The following is a 24,747-nucleotide window of genomic DNA, read 5'->3' as shown; positions in this document are numbered from 1 at the left end:
CGCTTTGTTTGCTGTACGCTTTTTTCTTGCTTGAACCAAAAAACAAACGGCACAGGGCTTTTCCTATGCCGTTTTGCATTTCAGTTTTACTCCCGGTCTTGTCTTTGATCTTATCTTAATGACATTGTCCTCCGGACTCCCCTTTTTGCGCGTTACGGCTAAATGGTATATGGATTCGCTTCGATTTTCTCGGCTTTGGCTACCGCGTCCTCGAGCGTCATGCCGACGAAGTCCTGTGCAGGGAAGAACCGCGCGCTTTTCTTGTCGTCTACAAAGGCGCCTACCGCGATGCCGGGAACAACGCTCTCGACAGCGCATGGAGCCTGCGGACCGCCTAGATCGGTTCTGCACCAGCCTGGATCGGTAATGTTGATCATCACATTGGTTCCCTCTAAACGGGAAGCCAGATCTTTCGTGAATTTGTCCAGGGCCGCTTTGCTTGCCGCATAACCAGCTTGCTCTGGCTCGTTTCGGATGCCGCTTGTCGTATTGATGACCCGTCCGAAGCCGCGTTCAATCATTTTTGGAATCAGCCTGTTGCAGATGGTGGCGATCGAAATGAAATTAATGCGGAAGCTCATTTCAAAGTCCTCGACGGGCGTACTCCAATAATCCGTTCTATACGCAATTTGCACCGCCGCGTTGTTGAAGACGATATCAACTTCGGTTCCGTTTGCTTCAATCTCATCCAGCATGGCGACGACTTCCTCATGGTTAGCCAGCTCGGCTTGCACACCATAGGCTTCTACGCCCAATGCCTTAACCTCTTCTTCGACTTTCCGGGTATGCTCCAGACTTCTGCTGTGCAAAATTAGGTTGCAGCCCTGCTTGGCCATAAAAATAGCAATCTGATAACCGACGCCCCGGCTTGCGCCCGTAATCAGCGCCCATTTTCCTCTGACGTTTACCATCGTATCGTCTCCTTTAGACCTATGATTATTCAGACGGAAATCCCTGTAACTCTGCAGTTTTAATTATATTACTTTACGAAGGTATATCCCATCATATCTTATTATTCAATCGTTCTTTCATCTATTAGCTTGGGAGGATTTTGATAACTCATCGACAAGTGCTATTATGAAATATGCATGTCATTTGGATAAGTACGCACTATAAAGTGCTATAGATATTTGTTTTAATGTAGATGCTTTTTTGAACCTATGGGAAGGTTTAAATGTAAGGAGGAAGTGCAATTTGAAAAAGAAGAAATATAATATTTCCGTAGAAGCCACGCTGGAGGTCATTGGGGGCAAGTGGAAATGTGTGATTCTGTGCCATCTGACGCATGGCAAAAAGCGAACGAGCGAATTGAAGCGGCTTATGCCGGAAATTACCCAGAAGATGCTGACGCAGCAATTGCGCGAGCTGGAGGCAGACGGCGTAATTAATAGAATTATATATAATCAAGTGCCACCTAAGGTGGAGTATGAACTTAGCGAATACGGACAGAGCCTGCGAGGGATCTTGGATGCCTTATGCGCATGGGGGGATAAGCATATCACCAAGGTGTACGGCAATAAATTTGCCGTATTGGAGGAGAATGTTCTAAATGGACATTTGGAATGATCAAGTCATTGTCTTGATGGACCATGCATGATATCTTGAAAGTGGAATCAACCATGGATGGAGGTGTCCGAATGAAAGTATTATTTATCGGCGGAACGGGAACGATCAGCTCAGCGATCACGCAGCAGCTGGCCGAGATGGAGAATTGCGAGCTGTATTTATTGAACAGGGGAACAAGAAATAGCGGATTGCCGGCCGGAATCAATATCCTGCAAGCCGACATCAATGATGAAGCCGCCGTGGCTCGGCTTATCGAGAATATGAACTTTGATGTGGTGGCTGATTTTATCGCCTTCCACCCTGAGCAGCTGGAGAGGGATTATCGCCTGTTCAACGGGAGAACGAAGCAATTTATTTTCATCAGCTCGGCGTCAGCCTATCAGACCCCATTGTCGGATTATAGAGTTACTGAAGGAACGCCATTATCGAACCCTTATTGGGAGTATTCCAGAAATAAAATCGCCTGCGAAGAGTATCTGGTGAAGCAGTACCGGGAGAATGGCTTCCCGATAACGATTGTAAGGCCAAGCCATACGTATTGCGAGCGGTCCATCCCGTTGGGCGTGCATGGCAGCAAGGGAAGCTGGCAGGTCGCGAAGCGGATGCTTGAGAACAAGCCAGTCATTATTCATGGGGATGGAACTTCACTTTGGACAATGACACATAACAGCGATTTTGCCAAAGGCTTCATAGGCTTGATGGGTAACATTCATGCGATTGGCGAGTCCGTTCATATTACGTCTGATGAGACGGTAACCTGGAACCAAATCTATGAGATGATTGCCGATGCTTTGGGCGTGAAGCTGAATGCGGTTCACGTGTCCTCCGAATTTTTGGCGGCGTGCAGTTCGGATGATTTACGGGGCAGCCTGCTGGGGGATAAGGCCAATTCGGTCGTGTTCGATAATTCTAAACTGAAACGCCTTGTTCCGGAATTCGTGGCAACGACTAGGCTTGATCAAGGCATCAAGCAGACTGTGCAGTACATACTGGCCCATCCGGAGCTGCAGCTGGAGGATCCGGAATTCGATGCGTGGTGCGACAAGGTGATCGATGCCATGGACCGTGCTGTAAAGGCTGTAACTGAATAAGAAATTTAAGCAAATCTGCAATGTTCAAAGCCCCTAAGGCAGCAGGCGGTAGCCATGCGCTTTAGGGGCTTTCTGATGGTTAGGTTATTTTCTGAGCAGCAAATAGACAAAGTAGGGTGCGCCGATCAGGGCGACCATGATCCCCGCTGGAATACCGTCTGGCTGAACGATGTTGCGGCCAATAGTATCGGCTGCGAGCAGCAGCCATCCGCCAATGAGTACCGCAATAGGGATGAACAGCTGGTTGCGCGGCCCGATAAGCGCCTTGGCTATGTGCGGAGCCATCAGGCCGATGAATGAAATTCCGCCCGTGACGGAGACGGCAGACGCCGCGAGGGCAACGGCAGTAAGCAGCAGCACGATTCGCTCTTTTTCAACGGGTACGCCTACGCCGATCGTGACTGGTTCGCTCAGCTCCATCAAGTTCAGGCGATGGGCCTTATACAAGGTAAAGGGAATAAGCGCAATCAGCCAGGGCAGCATCGCCCTGATGAAGGGCCAATCGGAACCCCAGATGTTGCCGGCAATCCACTTAGCGATGAAGTCGACCTTGGCCCGCTCTGCGGAGGAGATGAGGACGATCATGACCCCGGATAGCGCCATGGAGAAGCCGATCCCGGTAAGCACCAAGCGTACAGGCTGCAGGCCAGCCGTCCGATTGTATGAGAATACATAGATGGCACACACCGTCAGAAAGGCCCCAATGAAGGCCACCAAAGGAAGCAAGTACACAAACGGTCCTGCCTTGATCGGAAAAAATAAAAAGAACACCGCAATTGCCACGCCAGCTCCAGAGTTAATGCCTATAATCCCCGGGTCAGCCAAATCGTTGCGCGTGATTCCTTGCAGGATGGCCCCCGACAAGGCCAGCGCCATGCCGGCCAGCAGTGTAATGACGATTCGCGGCAGCCTGACGGAGAACAATACAAACTCCTCTTTGAATGTGCCCTGACCAAGCAGGGTAGGGATTAACCGGTCATAGGATAAAGAAGAGTACCCGATTCCCATGCCTATAACGACCGTGGCGATGATCAGCGCCAGCAGAATCAGCAGAATGAGGCGCTGTTTGCGTAGTAATGCCCGTTGTATCATGAGAATGCTTTGCCTCCTTTATGTACGATGAACAGGAAGAAAGGAAGACCCATCATCGCCACAATGGCGGCCACGGGCGTCTCGTAAGGAGCGTTGACAGTCCGGCCCAGCGTGTCGGCAAACAGCATGAACGCAGCTCCCGAGATCGCCGACATCGGGATAATGTACCTATAATCGGTACCTACGATGGCCCGGACGACGTGCGGAATCATCAGGCCGATGAACACCATGTTCCCGACAAGCGCCACAGAAGCTCCGGCCAGCAGAATGATCACGATGAAGAGGACCGTCTTGATGACCGCGATATTCTGGCCTAGTCCTACGGCAACCTCTTCGCTTAAGCTGAGGATGGTCAGCTGGCGGGAGAGGAATAACGAGGTCAGGATGCCGAGCACGATAAAGGGCACGATGAGCAAGAGCTGCTTCCAGGTCGTGCCGATCATGCCGCCTGCCGTCCACATGGATACGTCCTTGGATATTTTGAAATAAATCCCGATCCCCTCAGCGATCGCATACAGGAATGCCGAGATGGCTGCCCCGGCCAGCACGATTCGGAAATGGGACAGGCCGCCTTTCCTAGCCGCGGCGATGCCGAAGACCAGCGCGGCCCCGACAGCCGCCCCAATAAAGCAGCCGATCATGATGCCGAAGTAGTTGGCCGCAGGAATGAAGGCGATCGTTACGGCCAGCGCCGCATTCGCCCCGGCTGTCAGGCCAAGCAAGCCGGGATCGGCGAGCGGGTTCTTCGTCATGCCCTGCATGACCGCTCCGGCCACTGCCAGGGCTGCTCCGACGAAGATAGCTGCAACTTCGCGAGGCAGGCGGATTTCACGAATCATGGAAATTTTATCGCCTGCAGTATTAGAAGTTAGCGCCAGCCATACATCTTGAAGCGACGTGTCTGCAGCTCCAAAAACCATGGCAATGACGAACATGCCGATTAATGCAATGATCCCGGCCAGGAGCTTGTAGGGAAAGGGGATGTTTTTTCGTTTTTTTATAGTCATCAGTCACTCATCTTTTCTTAAGGTAGAATATAAAGAAGAGGAATTCTTACATCGTCATAAGAATTCCTGCTGTTTGTTTTAACGATAAAGGCAATCTGTAACTACTTGTTTAAGAAGTGATCGATAAAAAATTCCAGCTGGTAGTCCAAGGTGACCGGATCGTTGAAATAGAATTCCTTCGCATTGGCTTCGAATACATGTTTGTTCTTGACGGCCGGCATATTTTTGTACGTATCGGTCTCTTGGAAGGAGTTGTCCGTATCTGGGTTCTTGCTGAGGATCAGGTAATCTCCGGCGTATTCAGGCAGAACCTCCAAAGATAAGGCGTAGTATCCGTCTTTTAGCGCCATTTCCTTGACCTTCTCCGGCATAGCCAGCTTCATCTCCTGGTACAGGATTTCCGTGCCGCGTCCCCAATTGTCGCCAAATACATAAATCTGCTTATCGAAGTTCTCAATGACCGAAACGGTGGCGTCCGCACCGATCTTCGCCTTAATGTCTTCTCCGGCTTGCTGCGCTCTTTGTTTGAAATCGTCGATCCACGCTTGCGCTTCTTTCTCCTTGTTCAGCAGCTTGCCGATCTCCAGGTGCTGGGTCAAATAATCAACCTTCCCATAAGTAAACGTTACGGTAGGGGCAATCTCTTGCAGCTTGTTGACATTGTTAATATTGGACAGACCGATGATCAGGTCGGGGTCAAGCTCAATTATTTTCTCCAGACTTTCGTCGGAGACTTCTTCTACATCCTTAAGTTGATCGGCAAAACGCGGGTTCATCTTCGACCAGGAATCGACGCCAACCAGATTTACGTTCAGAGCCATCACATTACCGGCATAAGAGGACAGCACGATAACGCGCTGCGGATTTGCAGGCACTTCGATCGGTCCGTTCTCGGACTGGTAAGTGATCGTTCCAGCTTTGTTATTGCCGTCCGGCGCTCCCTTGTTCTCTGAAGCAGCGTCTGTATTTTGGCCGGCTCCCCCGCTGTTTCCTCTATGATCTGCGGCCTGGCTGCCGCATGCGCTAACCAGGAGCACAAATAATAGAATTATTGGAATCCATAACTTCTTCACTTCGTTAATCCCCTTTTCCACTTGATAATGATTATCAATTTCAATATAATTACTATAAAATCGCCATGTATTGTTGTCAATCATTTTTTAGGTCAACAAATATTGCTGAGGAGTGAATCGATGTGGAGGAGCAAGGGCAGGAGATATTTGATGTAACGATCATTGGCGGGGGGCCTGCAGGGCTGTACTCCGCTTTTTACAGCGGGCTTCGGGAAATGAAGACCAAGCTGATAGAATATCAGCCCAGGCTGGGCGGCAAGGTTCATGTCTATCCCGAGAAGATGATTTGGGACGTTGGGGGATTGACGCCAGTTCCCGGTGCGAAATTGATCGAGCAGCTCGTTGAGCAGGGACTTACCTTTAATCCGGAGGTTGTATTAAATGAGAAGGTGGAGTCTATTTCTCGGGACGGGGAAGGAATCTTTGTTTTACAGGCTGCTTCAGGACGGAAGCACTACTCCCGCACGGTAATCGTCGCCGTGGGCGGCGGCATCCTGAATCCGCAGAAGCTGGAGATTGAAGGCGCGGAGAGGTTCGAGGTGTCTAACCTGAACTATACGGTAAAATCGCTCCAGCGTTTCAAAGGGAAGACCGTCATTATATCCGGAGGCGGCAATTCTGCCATCGATTGGGCGAATGAACTGGAGCCGATTGCCGGCCAGGTCTACTTGACCTACCGTAAAGAGGCGTTGTCCGGGCATGAGGCGCAAGTAACCCAGCTGCTGAACAGCTCCGCTAAATGTTATTTTAATACGTCGATTACGAAGCTGATTGCTGGTGAGAACCACGAAGCTATAGAACGTGTAGAACTGACGAATCATGAGACGGGCGAGGTGATGTTCCTTGGCGTCGATGAAGTCATTATTAATCACGGCTATGAACGCGATACCGCCCTGCTGGAGAATAGCGAACTGAACATAGACATTGCGGACAATTATTATATTGCCGGCAGTTCCGGCAGCGAGTCCTCCATCGAGGGACTGTATGCCGCCGGCGACATCTTGAAGCACGACGGGAAGCTGCATCTCATTGCGGGAGCTTTCCAGGATGCCGCCAATGCGGTCAACCGCGCGAAGCAGTATATTCAGCCTGACGCTCACAAGAGCGGGATGGTCTCTTCCCACAACGAAATTTTCAAGGCGCGCAATCGGGAACTGATTAAGCAAATGATCAGGTGAGTTTAATCTAGTAAGAGGATAAGCGGCCTTAAGGCCGTTCTATATAAGATCAACTGTATCAAAAGGTTAAATTCGCCTTCGATGCAGTTGATTTTTTATTTTATGCAACCTTAGAAAGGAAATTGAGTTTATATAAATAGGAAGAGGATGGAGGGAAAAATAATGATGAAAAAAATAACAACCGCTGTGCTGTCCATCACGTCAGCTTTGGCTTTAAGCATAAGTGTATTAGCCGCCCCTGTAGCCGCTGCGCCGGATGCGGCCAGTGGCCCGGCGGGAGATATTGCGAAAATGTACCGGATCAAGCATGAATTGAAATTTAGTTTGCAAGGCACTTCCGCGACATTAGACGGAAAGAGCATACGTGCAGATCAACCAATTCTAAAGAACGGCCGGGTCTTTGTGCCGCTGCGTACGCTTCAGGAGAACGGGGCCGCCGCCGCGGTGACATGGGATGCCAAGAAAAGGGAGGCACGGGTCGTCATGAAGCCGCAAATTGTCCCTAGCTGGCAGGAGCTGTCGTTCCGCATTGGTTCGGATCAAATTTACCTGCCTGACGGGGATGCGATTTCAGGCGAGAAGATTCCGAAGCCATTCTTGGCGAACGGACGTACCTATATTCCCGTTAAGCCGCTGGCATGGCTCGGTGTTACGGCGTCGCTGAACCAGGGAACGGTTACCTGGAATTGGAGCGAGAAAATCATTGAAGTGCTGACCCCAAGCTGGGAGATCGACGGGGATACGGCCAAATTCTCAATGCTATATCAGGAGGATATGTATGCCCCGCAATTTCTGTTCTCTTTTGGCAGCGGAGCTTGGGGAGGAGGGACGGGCCAAGTAACGGCCAAAGGCATATCGCAGGATGGCCGCTTATACAACCGGATGGAGTTTGAGGCCGAGCTGCGGCCAGGCATTAATCCTCTTAAGTTATATGCCGTTTCTGCAGGCGAGGCTGACTTCACGGTATTACGCAAGGTTAACGACCCTGCTGCGGTTCCTGTGAAACTGACGGAGGAAGGCCAGCAATACGTTACACTTCATTTACCGGCGTCCGGATATGTAAATGTGAAGAGCGGAGCCGAAATCGCAATTGAGGGGACGATTGTGAAGCCACATCATTTATTCGATCAAGTTACTGTAGTAGTACAGAAATATAATCCGAAGCCTAAAGATTCTTATGTTGTATACGAGACAGTCAGCACCAAGAGGCTCCCGATTCAGGCCGACAAGTTTTCAGGGACAGTTCGGGTCGAGGCTCCGGGTAACTACCTCATCAGAATCGACAGCCCGAATTACATCGCTGCCCCTGAACGCGGACCAGTAGCGACGAAGTGGGCTGAGTTCATTGTCGAAGCGGAGTGATTGATTTAGTGCTTTTCTGAATTCCCTGGGATGTCTTTGCCTTTAAGCGAACTAAGGACTTGCAGGCGATTGAAATGCTGAAGACGAGCCACGTTATGGACAGCAGCGTCAATCCGTTCACTGAATCGGGAGCCGTCGTTAGCCGATAGAGGGACGGAGCTCCGCTTACGAAAGGAACGTATATGTAAATGTAATACTGGACTCCCAAATTTATAATGATATTCAACACGAAACAGACGAGTATGGTTGCGGTTGTGGGTTTTATCAGGAAAAGCACACCTCGCTTGGTAAAACAACTAATGAGTGCGGGCAGCCACATAATGAATATAATTAAGATAAGTAGACCGCTTATATACAGAAGACTCTTATCTATAGGCATAATTGCGGGGTAATCGGCTTTGGCCAAATGAATAGGCGAGCCCCCCTCTAGTATCCGATAAATATTAAAATTTGTTTCATCGGTTATATTTTGCTTGGAATTGGCAAGCAGGGCAAAGCCGTAGGATTTACCTGGAACTATAATGAGGTTCGCAGTGAACCCGGGTAAGCCCCCTTTTTTTTCAATCGTATTTCTGGTTATTTCCCAGCCGTACCCATAACCGATTGACGAATCAAAAATGGCCGCCGTGCGCATTTCACGCAAACTGTCTGATTGAAGAACAGAATTGTTTGATGCTGCAGAGTCGTTTAAGAGAAAGGAAATGTAAGTACCCAGATCTTTAGCGTTCGTCGATAAACCGGCAGAGCCCAATGTAGCATAGGCAAGATGCTCATGAAAAGGCCGCAGGTTCCCCCAGAGGTACCGGTGCCCGGTGGCCGAATTAGGTTCAAGTTCGTTATCTTGGTTGAAGGATGTTCGCTTCATGCCAAGTGGTTGAAAAATCTGTTGACTCATGTAGTCAGGAAAAGAAAGAGCGCTGACTTCCTCTATAATAAGCTGGAGCAGATCATAGTTTATATTGGAATACTCATAGGTTGTACCTGGCTCGGCTACAAGAGAAACGTTTTGCAGTTTCCGACTAAGTTGCGGCTCAATCGTCTCCAGACTTGCTCCGGTTAGATCGTGGACATTAAGCCGTCCTGGCAGCCCGCTGGTATGATTCAGCAGATCACGGATGGTCATGCGGCCGGAGAGATCGGGATCTTTCGTCGCGAACCATGGCAAATACGTAGTGACAGGGTCATGGAGTTGGATCTGTCCTGCATCCCGGAGCTGCATAATCGCAAGTGAGGTAAAAACCTTAGAGATAGAACCGATATGAAAATTGGTCGATGTGTTAACCTTAAGGGTGCTGTCTTGCTTCAGTACGCCATAACCTTTGGAATAGACAGTACCGTTCTCATCAGCCAGCACAAAAGCCATGCCCGGAATGTTGAACCGCTGCATATTCTGCGTAATTTCTTCATCTATTAATTGAAAGCGATCTTGATGTATCGTCATGGCGAGGACGCTCGAGGTCGTAATTGGAAGTATTCCGAGGCAGCAGATCATAGTAAGAAGCAGCATACGAATTAAGAATCGAATAAAATAACCTCCAATCATAAAATCAACTTTTAAAAAGGACTACCCCGCAGCAGTACCCACTCTGCTTGCCAGGTAGTCCTCATGTTGTTTGTAACGGGTGCTACTTCATCAAATGTGATAGCCGTGAGCTTATTTTACTACGGTCTCCAGAGCAACCTCAATCATGTCGTTGAACGTGGTTTGTCTCTCTTGAGCCGTAGTTTGCTCGCCGGTCAGAATGTGGTCGCTCACCGTAAGGAGGCTTAAGCCTTTTACGCCGAATTTGCTGGCGAGGAAGTACAGCCCTGCTGTCTCCATCTCCACGGCCAATACGCCGTGCTTGCCAAGCTTGCTGAATTCATCACTGTTGTCCGTATAGAACAGGTCGGAGGAAAGGACGTTGCCGACGCGCAGATTCAGCCCTTTGCTGACACCGATTTCATAAGCGGCTTTAATAGAATCAAAGTTTCCGATTTGCGGGAAATCGTATCCAGGGAACTGGTTGCGAATAATCGCGGAATTGGTGGCCGCGGCTTGAGCGATAATGACATCGCGGATGTTCACGTCCGGTTGAATCGCCCCGCATGTGCCGATTCGCACGAGATGCTTGGCGCCGTAGTCGTTAATCAATTCATGGATGTAGATGGAAGCGGAAGGCATCCCCATACCGGTCCCCTGAATCGATACGCGCTTGCCTTTATAGGTGCCTGTGAAACCCAGCATGCCGCGAACCTGATTGTAACAGACGGCATCTTCCAGGAAAGTCTCGGCAATATATTTCGCGCGCAGCGGGTCGCCTGGCAGTAAGACGGATTCTGCAATTTCGCCAACTTTGGCTTCGATGTGAAAGCTCATGTAAAATCCCTCCAGCTTAGTTATATTGTGCCTGTTGCTACATTACATGAAAAGCATAGCACAGTGCAAGCTGCGGGAACTGTTAAGGGGTTAACCCCATCTCTGTGAATTGGTTAACAAAATTATCGTTACGCCGTTAACGGAAGTGAAGCGCTGTCATTTGTTATATTGAGAGCACTAGGCCGCCTAATTGTTATACCACTTGCGGAGCGTAGGGAACTCTTCCGTCTCATGACAAATGGATTCTAACAGTTTCATATCAAGGAGGTATAGATGCTTATCACGAATATCGATGAGTCCTTCGGCTTGGAAATCACCTAAGGTTTTGGAGATTGATTCCCTGGTGATGCCGATCATATTGGCTATTAGGGACTGATTAATTTTCAGGTTTATCTTGTAAACGCTTTCTTCGATCGTCCCAAAATTATAATAAAGATCCATGATGATGTTAGCGACTTTGCCGCGGACATCATAGAAGGTCAAGTAGCGGATCATGCGATTGAGCATCCGGGTTCGCTCTACAAGAATTTTGTAAGCGTTTCGAAAGACGATGGGATATTTATCGACGATGTGCATGAAGTCCTGGCCTGAAATTTGCCAGACCGAGACATTCTCCAGTGCTTCGATCGATGAAATTCGATGATAACTATTCGACAGGGACTCAACCTCGCCGATAATATCGCCGGGCATCGTAATGCTAAGGACCACTTCTTTTCCCTCGTACATGCGATAAATTTTAACCATGCCTGAGCGAAGGAGGTAGATCTCATCGCTTTCGTCATTCTCAAACATTAGAATATGGTTTTTCTTAAATTGCCTCTCCTTGAGAAACGGAAATATATATTGTAAATCCTCTTCGGGCATGCCGGAAAAAATGTGAATGTCTGAGAGGTTATCAATCATGATTTCTACTTCCTTTCAGTTTCGTTGTATGAACAGCCTGGTTATGAGATTGTAAAGCAGCCCTACCGATTATTGTATCATGATTTGCAGAAAACATTGCATAGCGGCATTTTCCATTTACAGAAACGGGGTTAAAGTATGAATTTCGAACGAATATGCGTCATAGTCATGGATAGCGTAGGAATCGGCGAATTGCCTGATGCTCCGGCCTTCGGGGATGAAGGGAGCCATACGCTCGGCCACATTTGCGAGCGGGTTCCTGGGATTCAATTGCCCAATCTTGCTGCGCTTGGCCTCGGGAATATCGCTCCGCTTTCCGCAGTTCCGCCGGCAGATAAGCCGCTAGCGAGCTATGGGAAAATGGCGGAAGTCTCCGTCGGTAAAGATACGATGACCGGGCATTGGGAGCTAATGGGGCTGAAGGTGGAGGTGCCGTTTCAGGTTTATCCGAACGGCTTCCCGGCGGAGCTCGTCGGCAAATTCGAGGAGATGACCGGGCGTAAGGTCATCGGTAACAAGCCGGCCTCGGGCACGGAAATTCTCGATGAATATGGAGAGGAGCAGATGCGGACAGGCTCCTGGATCGTATATACCTCTGCCGACAGCGTCTTTCAAATCGCGGCGCATGAGGACGTGATTCCCCTAGAGGAGCTGTATCGTGCTTGCGAGATCGCCCGTGAATTGACGCTTCATGATCCATACGTGGTTGGCCGCATTATAGCAAGGCCCTATGTCGGGCAACCAGGGGCCTTTGTACGGACACCAAACCGGCACGATTATGCCCTGGCCCCGTTTGGAAGCACCGTGTTAGACCATTTGCAGGCAGAAAATTATGATGTTATCTCTGTTGGTAAAATTTATGATATATTTACAGGACAAGGAATAAAGGAGTCTTTCCCAACAAAGAATAATCTGCACGGTATTGAAACAACAATCCGGCTTTTGGAGCGTTCGTTTAAGGGTTTGTTGTTTACGAATTTGGTGGATTTTGATTCCCTGTACGGGCATCGTCGCGACCCTGCAGGTTATGCCGTCTGCCTAGAAGAATTGGACCAGTATATTCCAGAGTTAATGAAGCGGACGGGGGAAAGAGATTTGCTTATCATTACAGCCGATCACGGGAATGACCCAACAAGTCCGGGTACCGACCATACCCGGGAATATGTCCCGATTCTGATTTACAACCCTGCACTTGCGGATCAGGCCTCATCGATCGGAACGAGAAGTACCTTTGCGGATCTGGCGGCTACAATTGCCGACAACTTCGGGGTGGGTAAGCCGGAGCTCGGGGAAAGCTTCTTGAGGCAGCTGACGTGCAGCCAAGACTAGCAATCATTTAGACAGGAATTCAAAGGCAAATTACATTAGGGAGGAATCAACAATGAAAAAGACAATGAAGACAGTACTGCCACTGCTGCTCGTATTTATGCTGGTGCTCACGGCATGCGGGCAAAAAGCGGCAAATCCGAACACTGGAGCGGGGAACGCCCCATCCGGCAATCAGCAAAATATAAAGAAACTGAAAATAGGTATGGTTACTGACCTTGGCAGCGTCAATGATAAATCATTTAACCAAAGCGCCTGGGAAGCTCTTCAACAACTGAAAAAGGACTACGGCTTCGAAGTTAAATACCTCGAGCCTAAAACTGATGCCGATGTCGTACCGAACTTGAATCAATTCGTGAAAGCTAACTATGACCTGACATGGGCTACTGCCTATACGCTAGCGGATGCGGTGACTCAGCTGGCTAACGAGAACCCGAATTCCAACTTCGGAATTGTAGACTCCGATCTGGTTCTGCCTAACGTCGCTTCGGTATCCTTCAAGGAGCAGGAAGGTTCTTTCCTTGTCGGGGTTATCGCAGGCCTTACTACGAAGACGAACAAAATCGGCTTTGTCGGCGGCATGGAGATTCCTGTGATCAAACGCTTTGAAGTCGGTTTCCGTGAAGGGATCAAAGCTGTAAATCCGGATGCCAAATTGATCGTGAACTACACGGGCTTATTTAACCGGGTAGATATGGGTAAATCGGCCGCTTCAACGATTTACAACGATGGTGCCGATATCATTTTCCACGCTGCGGGCTTAACGGGCAACGGCGTATTTAACGAAGCGAAAGAACGCAACAGCAAGGGCGGCAAAGTATGGGTGATCGGAGTCGATAAAGACCAATCCCTCATTTTCGGCGATGATGTAACCCTCACTTCCATGGTGAAAAAAGTGGATGAAGCCGTTTATCAAATTTCCAAGAGCTTGGCCGAAGGCAGCTTCCCGGCAGGCCAGGTTACGCTGATGGGTCTGAAGGAGAACGGTGTGGATATCGCAGCGACCTCCAGCAAAAACGTAGCTCCAGAAGTATTGGCTAAGGTCGAAGAGTATCGTCAGAAAATCATTAACGGTGAAATTGTTGTACCTGAACAATAATTAATTTCGTCCCCTGTCACCTGGTGTGATAGGGGACGGAAACTTTGATGGAGGGGTCTACTTTGACTAAGGCAGACATTGCGCTAGAGCTGAGAGGAATCACGAAGAGATTCCCGGGAGTAGTGGCCAACGATTCAATCAGTTTTCAATTGAAGCGCGGCGAAATCCACGCTTTGCTCGGCGAGAATGGTGCGGGTAAGTCGACGCTCATGAGCATCGTATTCGGATTATACCAGCCGGATGAAGGCGAAATCCTCGTCAACGGGCAGAAGGAAGTGATCGATAGCCCGAATAAAGCGATTGATCTGGGCATCGGGATGGTGCATCAGCATTTTAAATTGGTTGAGCCTTTTACGGTAACTGAGAACATCATTCTCGGGATGGAGCCGAAGAAGGGGATGAAGATCGACATAAAAGGGGCCAGCGCACAGGTTAAAAAGCTATCCGAGCAATATAAGCTGGATGTCGATCCCATGGCTACGATCGAATCGATCAGCGTGGGCATGCAGCAGCGGGTAGAGATCATCAAGACGCTTTACCGGGGAGCCGACATTCTTATCTTTGACGAGCCGACCGCTGTACTCACGCCTCAAGAGATCAGCGAGCTGCTGGAAATTATGAGACGTCTGGTTGCCGAAGGCAAATCGATTGTATTGATTACGCACAAATTGAAGGAAATCATGGAAATTGCCGACACTTGCACGATTATTCGCCGGGGCAAGGTCATTGAAAGCGTGGAAGTCGCCAAGACGAATCCGCAGGAACTGGCGGAAAAAATGGTAGGGAAAGCGGTTAATTTCAAGACGGAGAAACAGGCTGCCAAGCCTGGGGATGTATTGCTCGAGGTTAAGGATTTAGTCGTAGAAGGCGGACAAGGAAAAAATGCGGTCGACGGACTGTCCTTCTCCGTGCGCGCAGGAGAGATCGTCGGTATCGCCGGGGTTGACGGCAACGGCCAGACCGAACTGATCGAAGCGATCACAGGTATGCGCAACATTAGATCTGGGGAAGTTCTGCTTCAAGGCCAAAACGTAACGAACCAATCCCCGCGCGTCATCTCGGAAAGCGGATTGTCCCACATTCCGCAGGACCGGCATAAACATGGACTCGTTCTGGACTTTACAGTCAGTGAAAATATAATTTTGCAAACGTATGACCATCCGGAGCTTAACCGGCGCGGCTTCATTAACGAGCAGGCGAGGGATAAGATGGCTGAACGCCTCGTCAAGGAGTTTGACGTAAGAACGCCAAGCATTGATACCAAGGTTCGCTCCATGTCTGGAGGGAACCAGCAGAAGGTCATCATTGCCCGTGAAATCGACAAGAAACCGCAAGTTCTTATTGCAGCTCAGCCTACGCGGGGACTTGACGTCGGCGCGATCGAGTTTGTGCACAAGCAGCTTATTGCCCAGCGTGACCAAGGAAAAGCTGTGCTGCTCATTTCCTTTGAGCTGGAGGAGATTCTGAATGTATCCGACCGCATTCTCGTTCTGTTCGGAGGACAGATCGTAGGCGAGACAACACCGGAATCGACGAATGATCAGCAGCTTGGGTTGATGATGGCAGGCAAGCATGAAGGAGATGGCACACATGGATAAATTAATGAGTATTTTCAGGCGTGAATCTGCTGTTATTCCTGTTGTCTCTATTGTTATCGGACTATTATTGGGAGCGCTGATCATGCTGATCGGCGGATATGATCCCCTGCTCGCTTACGAATCCTTGGTGATTAAAATATTCGGCAGCAGCTATGACTTCGGGGAAGCGCTGCGTTCGATCGTTCCTCTCGTCATGTGTGGTCTGGCGGTAGGTATCGCCTTTCGCGCCGGCCTGTTTAATATCGGGGTTGACGGACAGATCATCATGGGCTCCGTCGGTGCGCTCCTTGTAGGCACGAAGCTGAGCCTGCCGGCACCGTTTCATGCCATTGTCGCCGTTATTTTTGGCGCTATCCTTGGAGGGTTGTGGGGGGCGCTTGTAGGGTATATTAAGGCGAAGCGAGGCATTAATGAGGTTATTACCAGCATTATGTTCAACTTCATAGCACTGTACCTGAGTCATTATCTTATTCGGTACTTCATGCCGCAGGCAGGAACGCAGCGTTCCGCGATGATTCAGGAATCTGCGAGCATTCAGATCGGCTGGCTGTCCGAGCTTATGGGCGGCGCCCGTATTCACTGGGGATTCCTGCTTACGATTCTTGCCGTCATTTTCTACGCCATTTATCTGAACAGGACGAAATGGGGTTACGAGCTTCGTGCGGTCGGGCTTAGTCCTGATGCAGCCGAATATGCGGGGATGAAGGTGTCGAAAGTCATGGTACGCACGATGTTTATTTCCGGCGTATTCGGAGGTCTGGTCGGTACGTTTGAGGTACTGGGCGTATTTAAATACATCGCCATTAACTCGGTGACCTCGGGACTTGGTTTTGACGGTATCGCGGTTGCTCTGCTTGGCGGAAATTCGGCGCTCGGCGTGCTCCTTTCCGGGATGCTGATTGGGGCGCTGACCTACGGTTCGCAAGGCATGAGCTTTGGCGCGGAAGTGCCGGGCGAGATCATTCGGATGGTCATCGGCTTCATTATCTTTTTCGTTGCCGCACCCGGCATTGTGAGGCTCTTCTTCCGTCCGCTATTCCATAAAATGAAGAAGAAGGTGTAAGTGATGGACATTATCAGCAATCTCATAAATGGGACGCTCGTATTCTCCACAGCCTTTATCTTTGCCGCCCTCGGCGGGCTCATTTCCGAGCGTTCGGGCGTCATTAACATTGGTCTTGAGGGTTTCATGGTGTCCGGGGCCTTCTTCTCGGCGGTCATTGCATATTATGCAGAGACGGCGGGACTGGGCAAGCTGTCCCCGTGGCTGGGCATTATCGGGGCCTTTGTCTTCACAGCGATTTTCTCCAGTATCCATGCCATCGCCACGATCAGATTCAAGGCGAACCAGGTGGTCAGCGGGGTCGTTATTAACATTCTCGCGGCAAGCTCGACGTTCTTTCTGGTGAAGCTGATTTTTGAAGGCTCGGCGGAAAGTCCGCTGCTGACGACGGTATTTCATAAATATAAAGTGCCGTTGCTAGGCGATATTCCGTTCCTTGGGAATGCATTTTTCAACAACTATCCGACGACGTATATTGCGATTGCGCTCGTCATCGTCATTTACTTTGTAATCTATAGAACCGCTATCGGACTAAGGCTGCGTGCTGTCGGAGAGCATCCGGGCGCCGCGGATACAGTAGGGGTCAAAGTCAACCGGATGCGGTACATGGCTGTTATTCTCAGCGGATCGATTGCAGCGCTGGGCGGAGCTACAATCGTCCTGACCTCGAACGGCAACTTTGCATTCAACACGATTTCAGGACAAGGTTATATTGCGCTCGCAGCGGTTATTTTCGGCAAATGGAATCCGATCGGGGCTATGCTGGCTTCCTTGTTCTTCGGCTTGGCTCAAGCCATCAAGGATCAGCTGCAGATCTTCGAATTTGCCGCCCGTATTCCGAATGAATTTTTCTATATGCTGCCGTATGTCCTGACTATGCTCGTCTTGATTGGCGCGGTAGGCAAGGCACGGGCACCGAAGGCGCTAGGAGAGCCTTACGAGGTAGGGAAACGATAGCCGCCGCGGCATATAGCCGGGCATCATAGAGCAATGAGGGCTGGAGCCGGTGTAGACGTCCAGCCCTTTTTAAATGGATGGCAGTGCTGAATAAAGAGGTGTTCAAATTGGATCGCAGATTAGAAAGATGGTTTCATCTGCAAGAGGAAAAAACGACGATACGTACTGAAATGGTGGCAGGATTAACTACCTTTATGACCGTCGCTTATATTATTGCCGTGAACGGCGCTATTTTGAGCATGGTAGGGATGCCTTATGAAGCAGCCACGATCGTGACGGTGATCTGCTCCTTCCTCGGCTGTATGCTGATGGCGCTATGGGCCAACTCGCCCCTGATTCTTGTTCCCGGCATGGGGGATAATGCGTTTTTTGTATTTACTCTTGTCTTTTCTTTGGGGTTAACCTGGCAGCAGGCGCTCGCAGCGGTATTCGTTGCCGGGCTTGTATTCATGATTACGACGGTGACGAAGTGGGCGGATTATTTATCGCGGTCGATTCCGAAGTCGATGGTTCATGCGATGACGGCAGGGATCGGATTTTTTATTGCCTTCTTGGGACTGAAAAACGGCGGATTGATCGTTGCTAGTGAAAGCACCTTTGTCACCCTGGCGAATTTGAGCGAACCGCACGCGCTTACGACGGTACTAACGCTGGTCATTGCACTGCCGTTATTTTTACGGAACGTCAAGGGGAACTTCCTGATCACAATCCTGGCGGGAACCGGCATGGGTGCCGCATTGGGCATCGTGGATTTCTCGGTCCTGCGGGACTTCAGCATTTCTTTTGGCGGTTACGGCGAGCTGTTTCTGGCTTTGGATTTCAGCGGAGTGGGCAGCTTCCAGTTTTGGACAGCGGTGTTCTCGTTATCGATGGTCATTATTTTCCAGAACATGGGGGCGCAGCTCGGCATGCTTCCGAATAAGTCAAAATTCAGAAAATCGTTTCAAGCCAATTCATTCTCCGTCATCAGCGCAGGGCTGCTCGGCTGCAGTCCGATGACGACAGCGGCAGAAGGCGCGACCGGCATCGCCTCCGGCGGAAGAACCGGACTTACCTCTCTAACCGCCGGGTTGTTGTTCATCCCCGCGCTGTTCCTGGTGCCTTTGTTCAAAGTCATCCCGAACAGTGCGATTGCGCCGGTGCTGATTATCGTAGGCTGCCTGATGATTATGTCGATTAAGGAAGTTCCTTTTGACGATTTCACTGAAGCCTTCCCGGCTTACATGATGCTGGCCGTTATGCCCTTGTCCTTCAGCATTGCGAACGGGATTGCGTTTGGTTTCATCGCCTACCCGATCGTGAAGTGGGTGACGGGCCGCCGGTCGGAAGTATCGATGGCAATGTACCTCATCGCCTTCTTCTTCCTGCTCTATTTTATTTTGGGCTCGTTATAGAAGCTGGTCTGTTATCCGATTTAAAGCTTTGCAAGTTGATTTTTCTTAATTATGATGAGAGGGGATAGTAATTCCCCTATATTTTGCAGAGCGCTAAGAATAGCAGGCGGATTTAAGATAAACATGAGGGGCTGTCCCATATGTCATCGCGGATGACAGGGGACGGCCCTTCGTGTTTCATGTCCGCCCCCTCATACATATGCCATGAACCGCTCGTGCAGCTCATCCATGCTTAGCAAGCCAATATGATCCGGAAAACGGTTATCCTGCGTACAGACGGACAATTTGTAACCGGGGCCAATCGGGTATTGCCTGAAGGAGCAGCCTCTGAATTCATTGAGGGTGATCAGCTCGATCTGGCCGTCATCCCCGGCGCGAACGGTGAAGGAGTCGAGCGGCATGGAGAGGCCCATGCCTGCGGCTTTTATGTAGCTCTCTTTGAGCGTCCACAGGTCAAAGAAATAGTTTAATTTCGCTTCCCCCCGCCGCAAATCAAGGTCAATACATTCCTGCTCTGAGAAAAAACGCCCGGCGATGCTGAAGTCGATCTCCTCTACCTTTTCTACATCGATGCCGACCGGGGAGCCGGCGATGGCAGAAACTACCCATTCCCCGGAGTGGGAGTTATTGAAATACAGCCCGGAATTCTCTTCGAGCAGCGGCTTGCCGTAAGCATTTTGAGTCAGCCGGATATCTTTGTTCCGGATGTTCAGCCAGCTGCAGATGAGGAGCCTTGACAGGAGATCCGCTGCTAAGGTTCTTAGCGCATCTTCCTTACGCCTGAATCTATGAATCCGCTCCTGCCTCTCGGGCGGAAGCGCTTGAACCAGCTTCCAAATAGGGAGCGAGTCGGTATTTGTCTCCAGCCGGATACCGTAGATTTCTATCATATGCTTGTCCCACCTATGTTCATTTCAATTCTCATACTCTTCCATTATAGCAACACCCAGTATTTTACTCCAAAGTCATTCCTCCCCTGAACGCTCCGTGATAAGATATAAATATTCTAACAAGAGCTTATAGCTGGGAAGAGTGGGGGAACAGTTTGAAGAAGAGAATTTTGATTCGGGTTAGTGCCTTGGTGGTCATCATTTGTGCAATAAGCATGCTGGGCGCTTGCTCGACGGGCGTTTACAAAGAATCTATCCATTGGGAGGAAATGATAGCGAACAACACCAAGGGCTACCTTCTAGTCGATAAGGGAAGGTACGAGGAGGCTATCGAGTATTTGGAGGAGGCGGTAGAGCACGCTTATGAAATAGAGCCGGCTCTCGTTGATTTGGATCGCGAAATAAAGCTGGATGAGCCCATGGGAGCTCCATTCAATAATTTGAGCTGGGCCTACAATGAGCTGGAGGATTACGAGAAGAGCCTTGAATATATCGGGAAGTCGCTTCTTATTGTACCGAACAGAGACATGGAATACGTGAATAAGGGCAATGCTCTGTACGGATTGTACCGGTATGAAGAGGCGCTTGAGAGCTTCAATCATGCTCTTGAACTGGGCGATGAGAAATACGCTTATTACGGCAAAGGCAGAGTATTGTTCGATCTGGAGCGGTATGAAGAAGCGTTGGAGCAGTTCGACATTTATATCGGCTTGGATGATGCGGATATGGATGGGTACGAAATGAAGGCATACGCCCTTCTCTGGCTAGACCGGTATGAGGAGGCGAGCAAGCTTGTTGATGGTTTGATCCGGGAGGAGCCAGATAATTATGATGCGTATCGCATCAAAGCGGCCGTGCTCGAGGATTTGGATGATTTGGACATTCTTGCTGAGCATTATAACGGCATGATCGACAAGTTTCCTGATCATATGGACGTCTATGTACAAATGATCAAGTCCTATACGACGATGGGCGATTTGGACCGGGCGAAGATCAGCTATGATGCGGCCATCCAGAAGGATAAGAACTTTGCAGATATACATATAGCTATGGGGGATGTTTATATGGAGCAGTCCATGTATGTCCAGGCTGCCAAATATTATGATCATGCTGTTCGGCTCAATCCTCAGGATGAAAAGAGCATGATCAATAAATTGAGGGCGCTATACAACGGGCGCAGAAATTACCAGTGTATCGCCTTTGGCGATGAGGTTATGAAGCGCAAGGTCAATTCTTCGCTGATCCCCTGGTTTACGGGAGAATGCCACTTTGATTTGGATCAGTACGACGAAGCCATTCAGGCTATGGAGCGAGTGATCGAGCTTGATTCTGAGGATGACGAGGCTTACGCCATGATCGCCTACTCCTACTTTATGATGGAGGATTATGACCTTGCGGAAGAGTTCTGCGAGAAAACCCTGGAGATATACTCCGGCAATTCGACGGCCCTGCGTATCCAGGATGCAATACTAGACAGCCGCAAGCCGCTTGGGGAGCGGGTTAAGAAATTTTTTAGAGATAATTATCTATACATAAGCAGCGTTCCGGATATGGATGAGATTTTGTCTAAGCTGGATAAGGAAAATATGACCCCGGCGGAAATCGCCGATATTATTGGCCAAGCTCAGTACAAGAGGGATGTATTTACCTCCGTTATTTATGGGGAGGAATACGATCTGTTAACAGCGCCTTCCGGCCAGGACGTGATCTATGAAGATCAAGGGTCCATCGCCTATTTCCGTATTCATGAATTTAATCATAATACCGACGATCGTTTTATTGAAGAACTCGACCGTATTGCTGACCCCGAAAATAAGAAGCTGGTTATTGATTTGCGCGGGAATACGGGGGGAAACATGGATAGCGCGAATCATATTTTGGATGCGCTGCTGCCGGAATGCGTGACTAGCATGCTGATCGAGCGGGATGGCTATGCGGACAGCTACTATTCAGATGCCGATTATGTCCCATTCAAGCAAATATATATCCTGGTCGATGGTTATACGGCAAGCGCCTCGGAGCTGTTAACTATGGGGCTCGGCACTTATTTGCCCAATGTGACGATTATAGGCCAAGATACATATGGTAAAGGAGTTGGGCAGCGCGTATTCGAGGACAAGCAGAACAAATTGATGATCCTCGCGGTAAATCATTATTGGAATGTCCGGCAGAATAATATCATGAACTCCTACATTTCGCCTGATATTTATGTTAAAGGCTCTACGCTGGAGGAGTACATGAAGCCAGTCAAAGCAGGCCGTTAGAACGGGATCCGGGCATCCGGGGAAACGGTGTCGTTGATATTATGGTAAAGTTAAAAGGAAGAATTGACGAGGAGGGCTACTACATGCAAAATCATGCAGATCATGAGGCATTGCCGCCGAAAACCTGTTCGATTGAACGGCTAGTGACTTTGCCGGAGGATGTGGAGAAAGTGCTGGCAGGCCGGAAGACGGCAACCCGCCGCAACGGCCGCTACGCCGATGTGGGGGAAGTGATGACGCTGAAGGGGCGGGATTTTGTAGTAGAGCAGGTCTATTCCCAGACCCTTGGCGATCTGACCGAAGAGCAAGCCCAGCAGGAAGGATACAACAATTTAGAGGAATACAAGCAGTCGATTTTGTCCATTCATCCCGGCATGCGCTGGGTACCGGCGATGCGAGTATGGGTTCACGAGTTCAACCCTGTGCAGAAGTAAGTGAATGTAGAGAGGCTGTATGCGGTACGCTAGAATGAAATCGCTCTACATCGATGTGACAAGCAGATGAAGGGCGATTTTTTCTTGGCGCATAGAGGGGTTATAGCAGCAGAAAATGAAGAGGGGCTGATTCCTCGGCTATAGCCGGGAATTCAGCCCTGAAAAGCTTCCGTTATTCATCTTATGGAATTTCTACGATTAACACTTCATCACCGATCATATTTCTAGCGTAATCCCCGATCCCGTACAATGTAATCTCGAACTGATCGCCAGGCTGCAGCGGATGATAATATCTAAAAGCCTCGTCCTTTAAAATAATAACTACATTCCCGTTATGAATACTTGGAGTGAAGTGTTCAAAAGGCATAAGATCATAGCTGCTGCCGCTGCTGTTAACCGGCACATGTGAAATGTTAATTTCGAAGCTGTCATACCAAACCAGCGGCTCGCTCGCGGTAATTGTAATTACTCCATCGCTGTAGACGCTGTCCGTGACCGTCGGCGGTGCTGCATCCAGGATGACAGGCAGGATTGTGCTGCTGACTTCGGCTTCATTTTCAAAGAGGGTGAGCTTTAAGGAAGCTGTAGTGGCCTCATCTGCGCCTGCTTTAAGAAGAATCTGCACTCCGCGCTCAGTCTCTTGAGCTTCAATAAGCTCAGACTCTGAGGAAATCAGAATATAGCCGACCTTCGCCCCTTCCTCCAATACATGGAATCTACCCTCCTGAGGATTGTATTGCAGCGAGAGCGCTTCTTCTTCTCGTTGAACTTGGAAGAAGCTGTTGATATTGCGATCCGTATAAGGATCATTATCCTCTATCATAGAATCATCCACAATAGTTACGATGCTTTCATCGTAAACATAAGCAGGGTTAAGTACAAAGGAGGCTCCCGGTGCCAGGGTTAAAGATAGAGGCCGCTTTAGTTCTATGTCCGAGCTAGCTCTGGATAGATTTCCAGCCCGATCCACGGCAAATACGTTGTAGATTCCAGCCTCTAACTGATCCGTTTCGATCGGTGTTGGGGTGTTGGCGGTAGTAACTTGTACCTTTTTCGCGAGGCCTTCAGCTACGAGTACTTCCAGTTCTGCTCGACCTGACGATGGATATCCTCTCGGAATAAGGTATAAATAGCCGGTTTCATTGCTGGTTGCGATAAGACTGCTGCCAATAAACACCGGAGTTTCCGATAGGATGTTCACGATAGGCGCAGTCGTATCTCTTTCACTTCCGCTGCCGCCGCTTCCAGAACCTGAGCCGCCGCTGCTGCCGTTATTGCTGCTTCCTGTTGTTGGTGTCTTGGTCTCGGGTGTGATTGATGCTGAAGATTCGTTTGGTGAAGGAGGAGTATTCCCATCTGGAGGTGTGGTAGGAGGCTGCTGGGAATGGCGCTGTTCTTCAATATTCCGTATGAACTTACTGGCTACGAGAGCCACGGATTGGCGGTCAGCACTCTGGAGCGGACTAAAGCTGCCATCTGTATTGCCTTGAATGAGTCCCAATTCGACAGCTGCGGCTACCGCATCTTTGGCATAGCTGGAGATATCGTCCTTATCGGTGAAGGTAAGTATGCTCCCCTTACCGCTAACATCTACCCCGAGAGCCCGGGTGAAGATGACGGCCATATCCTGCCGTGATAAACTATCGCCATTGCCGAATTGATGATTGCCGTATCCGTGAATAAGTCCAGCTTGTACCGCTGCCTCGACAGCTGCAAAAGAGTAATGGCCTTGAGGGACATCGCTAAATGTCGCTGCTGCTGGCGCATTGTTCACATCCAGCCCTAGAGACTTGGCGAGAATGATTGCGAAATCCTGCCTTTGGATATGTCCAGTTGGATCGAATCTTCCGTCACCACGGCCATTAATAATTCCTTTATCAACCAGCTCTTGAATGGCATCCTTCGCATAAGAGCCGTTGATATCCGTAATGAACGTTGTCGCAGACGCTGGTGACGCTAATGTGCCGAGCAATGCTGCCGCAGTGATGACTTTGGCAAAAAGCTTCTTGTTCAAATTCAAGCCTCCTTATGAAATTATGTATATTTTGTGTCTCTCTCAACCATCTTAGAATAACGATTTATATCTGGCAA

At 49.5% G+C, this 24,747-nt stretch carries 21 protein-coding genes; 12 read left to right on the top strand and 9 right to left on the bottom strand.

Annotated elements, in window-relative coordinates; all coding sequences use genetic code 11:
* Positions 1 to 158: 158 nt before the first annotated feature.
* Entirely contained in the window at positions 159 to 911 is a 753-nt protein-coding gene (locus GNP95_RS18530) for an SDR family NAD(P)-dependent oxidoreductase (protein ID WP_155612326.1), read from the bottom strand.
* Positions 912 to 1,194: 283 nt separating this feature from the next.
* Between GNP95_RS18530 and GNP95_RS18525 the strand changes: the two genes are divergently transcribed.
* Positions 1,195 to 1,566 carry a winged helix-turn-helix transcriptional regulator gene (locus GNP95_RS18525; protein ID WP_155612325.1) on the top strand — a complete coding sequence of 124 codons (372 nt, stop codon included), beginning with the start codon at positions 1,195 to 1,197 and terminating at the stop codon, positions 1,564 to 1,566.
* A 71-nt stretch (positions 1,567 to 1,637) separates the two neighbouring features.
* Entirely contained in the window at positions 1,638 to 2,657 is a 1,020-nt protein-coding gene (locus GNP95_RS18520; RefSeq protein WP_155612324.1) for an SDR family oxidoreductase, read from the top strand.
* Positions 2,658 to 2,741: 84 nt separating this feature from the next.
* Here GNP95_RS18520 and GNP95_RS18515 read toward each other — a convergent pair whose 3' ends face one another.
* The 3 genes from GNP95_RS18515 to GNP95_RS18505 all read right to left on the bottom strand — a co-directional run bounded on the left by GNP95_RS18515 (position 2,742) and on the right by GNP95_RS18505 (position 5,829).
* Complete coding sequence (locus tag GNP95_RS18515; protein WP_155612323.1) at positions 2,742 to 3,749, bottom strand: FecCD family ABC transporter permease; 1,008 nt, start codon at positions 3,747 to 3,749, stop codon at positions 2,742 to 2,744.
* Positions 3,746 to 4,756, bottom strand: a complete 1,011-nt coding sequence (locus GNP95_RS18510) for a FecCD family ABC transporter permease (RefSeq protein ID WP_155612322.1) — start codon at positions 4,754 to 4,756, stop codon at positions 3,746 to 3,748. The genes GNP95_RS18515 and GNP95_RS18510 overlap by 4 nt, the downstream gene beginning before the upstream one ends.
* 101 nt (positions 4,757 to 4,857) lie before the next feature.
* Positions 4,858 to 5,829, bottom strand: a complete 972-nt coding sequence (locus GNP95_RS18505) for an iron-hydroxamate ABC transporter substrate-binding protein (RefSeq protein WP_330163510.1) — start codon at positions 5,827 to 5,829, stop codon at positions 4,858 to 4,860.
* A gap of 122 nt (positions 5,830 to 5,951) precedes the next feature.
* Between GNP95_RS18505 and GNP95_RS18500 the strand changes: the two genes are divergently transcribed.
* Together GNP95_RS18500 and GNP95_RS18495 are read left to right on the top strand one after the other, a co-directional pair.
* Positions 5,952 to 7,007 carry an NAD(P)/FAD-dependent oxidoreductase gene (locus GNP95_RS18500; RefSeq protein WP_330163509.1) on the top strand — a complete coding sequence of 352 codons (1,056 nt, stop codon included), beginning with the start codon at positions 5,952 to 5,954 and terminating at the stop codon, positions 7,005 to 7,007.
* 162 nt (positions 7,008 to 7,169) lie between these two features.
* On the top strand, positions 7,170 to 8,369 hold the full coding sequence (locus GNP95_RS18495; RefSeq protein ID WP_196427239.1) for a stalk domain-containing protein: 1,200 nt from the start codon (positions 7,170 to 7,172) through the stop codon (positions 8,367 to 8,369).
* Here the strand turns inward: GNP95_RS18495 and GNP95_RS18490 are convergent.
* The 3 genes from GNP95_RS18490 to GNP95_RS18480 form a co-directional block, all read right to left on the bottom strand.
* Positions 8,350 to 9,810 (bottom strand): serine hydrolase domain-containing protein, encoded by a 1,461-nt coding sequence (locus GNP95_RS18490; RefSeq protein ID WP_196427238.1) that lies wholly within the window; start codon positions 9,808 to 9,810, stop codon positions 8,350 to 8,352. The genes GNP95_RS18495 and GNP95_RS18490 overlap by 20 nt on opposite strands.
* A 213-nt stretch (positions 9,811 to 10,023) precedes the next feature.
* Positions 10,024 to 10,728, bottom strand: coding sequence for a purine-nucleoside phosphorylase (deoD, locus tag GNP95_RS18485; protein ID WP_155612318.1), 705 nt, complete (start codon positions 10,726 to 10,728; stop codon positions 10,024 to 10,026).
* 186 nt (positions 10,729 to 10,914) lie between these two features.
* Positions 10,915 to 11,631: a Crp/Fnr family transcriptional regulator gene (locus GNP95_RS18480; protein ID WP_155612317.1), complete on the bottom strand. Its 717-nt coding sequence runs from the start codon at positions 11,629 to 11,631 to the stop codon at positions 10,915 to 10,917.
* 138 nt (positions 11,632 to 11,769) lie between these two features.
* Here GNP95_RS18480 and deoB point away from each other — a divergent pair, with 138 nt between their 5' ends.
* From deoB to GNP95_RS18450, 6 genes are all read left to right on the top strand, one after another.
* Positions 11,770 to 12,960, top strand: coding sequence for a phosphopentomutase (gene deoB / locus GNP95_RS18475; protein ID WP_155612316.1), 1,191 nt, complete (start codon positions 11,770 to 11,772; stop codon positions 12,958 to 12,960).
* Positions 12,961 to 13,012: 52 nt separating this feature from the next.
* Positions 13,013 to 14,056, top strand: a complete 1,044-nt coding sequence (locus GNP95_RS18470; RefSeq protein ID WP_155612315.1) for a BMP family lipoprotein — start codon at positions 13,013 to 13,015, stop codon at positions 14,054 to 14,056.
* Positions 14,057 to 14,118: 62 nt separating this feature from the next.
* Positions 14,119 to 15,654, top strand: coding sequence for an ABC transporter ATP-binding protein (locus GNP95_RS18465; protein WP_230873901.1), 1,536 nt, complete (start codon positions 14,119 to 14,121; stop codon positions 15,652 to 15,654).
* Positions 15,647 to 16,717, top strand: coding sequence for an ABC transporter permease (locus GNP95_RS18460; protein WP_155612314.1), 1,071 nt, complete (start codon positions 15,647 to 15,649; stop codon positions 16,715 to 16,717). The genes GNP95_RS18465 and GNP95_RS18460 overlap by 8 nt, the downstream gene beginning before the upstream one ends.
* Positions 16,718 to 16,720: 3 nt before the next feature.
* Entirely contained in the window at positions 16,721 to 17,674 is a 954-nt protein-coding gene (locus GNP95_RS18455) for an ABC transporter permease (protein WP_155612313.1), read from the top strand.
* Positions 17,675 to 17,751: 77 nt separating this feature from the next.
* A complete protein-coding gene (locus tag GNP95_RS18450) occupies positions 17,752 to 19,068 on the top strand; it encodes an NCS2 family permease (RefSeq protein ID WP_155612312.1) in 1,317 nt (438 codons plus the stop codon).
* A 191-nt stretch (positions 19,069 to 19,259) separates the two neighbouring features.
* On the opposite strand, the gene GNP95_RS18445 is transcribed toward GNP95_RS18450, so the two are convergent.
* Positions 19,260 to 19,958, bottom strand: coding sequence for a 4'-phosphopantetheinyl transferase family protein (locus GNP95_RS18445; RefSeq protein WP_155612311.1), 699 nt, complete (start codon positions 19,956 to 19,958; stop codon positions 19,260 to 19,262).
* 155 nt (positions 19,959 to 20,113) lie between these two features.
* Between GNP95_RS18445 and GNP95_RS18440 the strand changes: the two genes are divergently transcribed.
* Together GNP95_RS18440 and GNP95_RS18435 are read left to right on the top strand one after the other, a co-directional pair.
* Positions 20,114 to 22,222, top strand: a complete 2,109-nt coding sequence (locus tag GNP95_RS18440; protein ID WP_155612310.1) for a tetratricopeptide repeat protein — start codon at positions 20,114 to 20,116, stop codon at positions 22,220 to 22,222.
* 83 nt (positions 22,223 to 22,305) lie between these two features.
* Complete coding sequence (locus GNP95_RS18435) at positions 22,306 to 22,656, top strand: ASCH domain-containing protein (protein ID WP_155612309.1); 351 nt, start codon at positions 22,306 to 22,308, stop codon at positions 22,654 to 22,656.
* A gap of 181 nt (positions 22,657 to 22,837) precedes the next feature.
* On the opposite strand, the gene GNP95_RS18430 is transcribed toward GNP95_RS18435, so the two are convergent.
* A complete protein-coding gene (locus GNP95_RS18430) occupies positions 22,838 to 24,670 on the bottom strand; it encodes an S-layer homology domain-containing protein (protein ID WP_196427237.1) in 1,833 nt (610 codons plus the stop codon).
* Positions 24,671 to 24,747: the final 77 nt, after the last annotated feature.

This window comes from Paenibacillus woosongensis, assembly GCF_009725165.1.
In the GTDB taxonomy this organism is placed as follows: domain Bacteria; phylum Bacillota; class Bacilli; order Paenibacillales; family Paenibacillaceae; genus Fontibacillus; species Fontibacillus woosongensis.
Note: the sequence above shows the minus strand (reverse complement) of the source record. Positions and strands in the feature narration are given on the sequence as shown.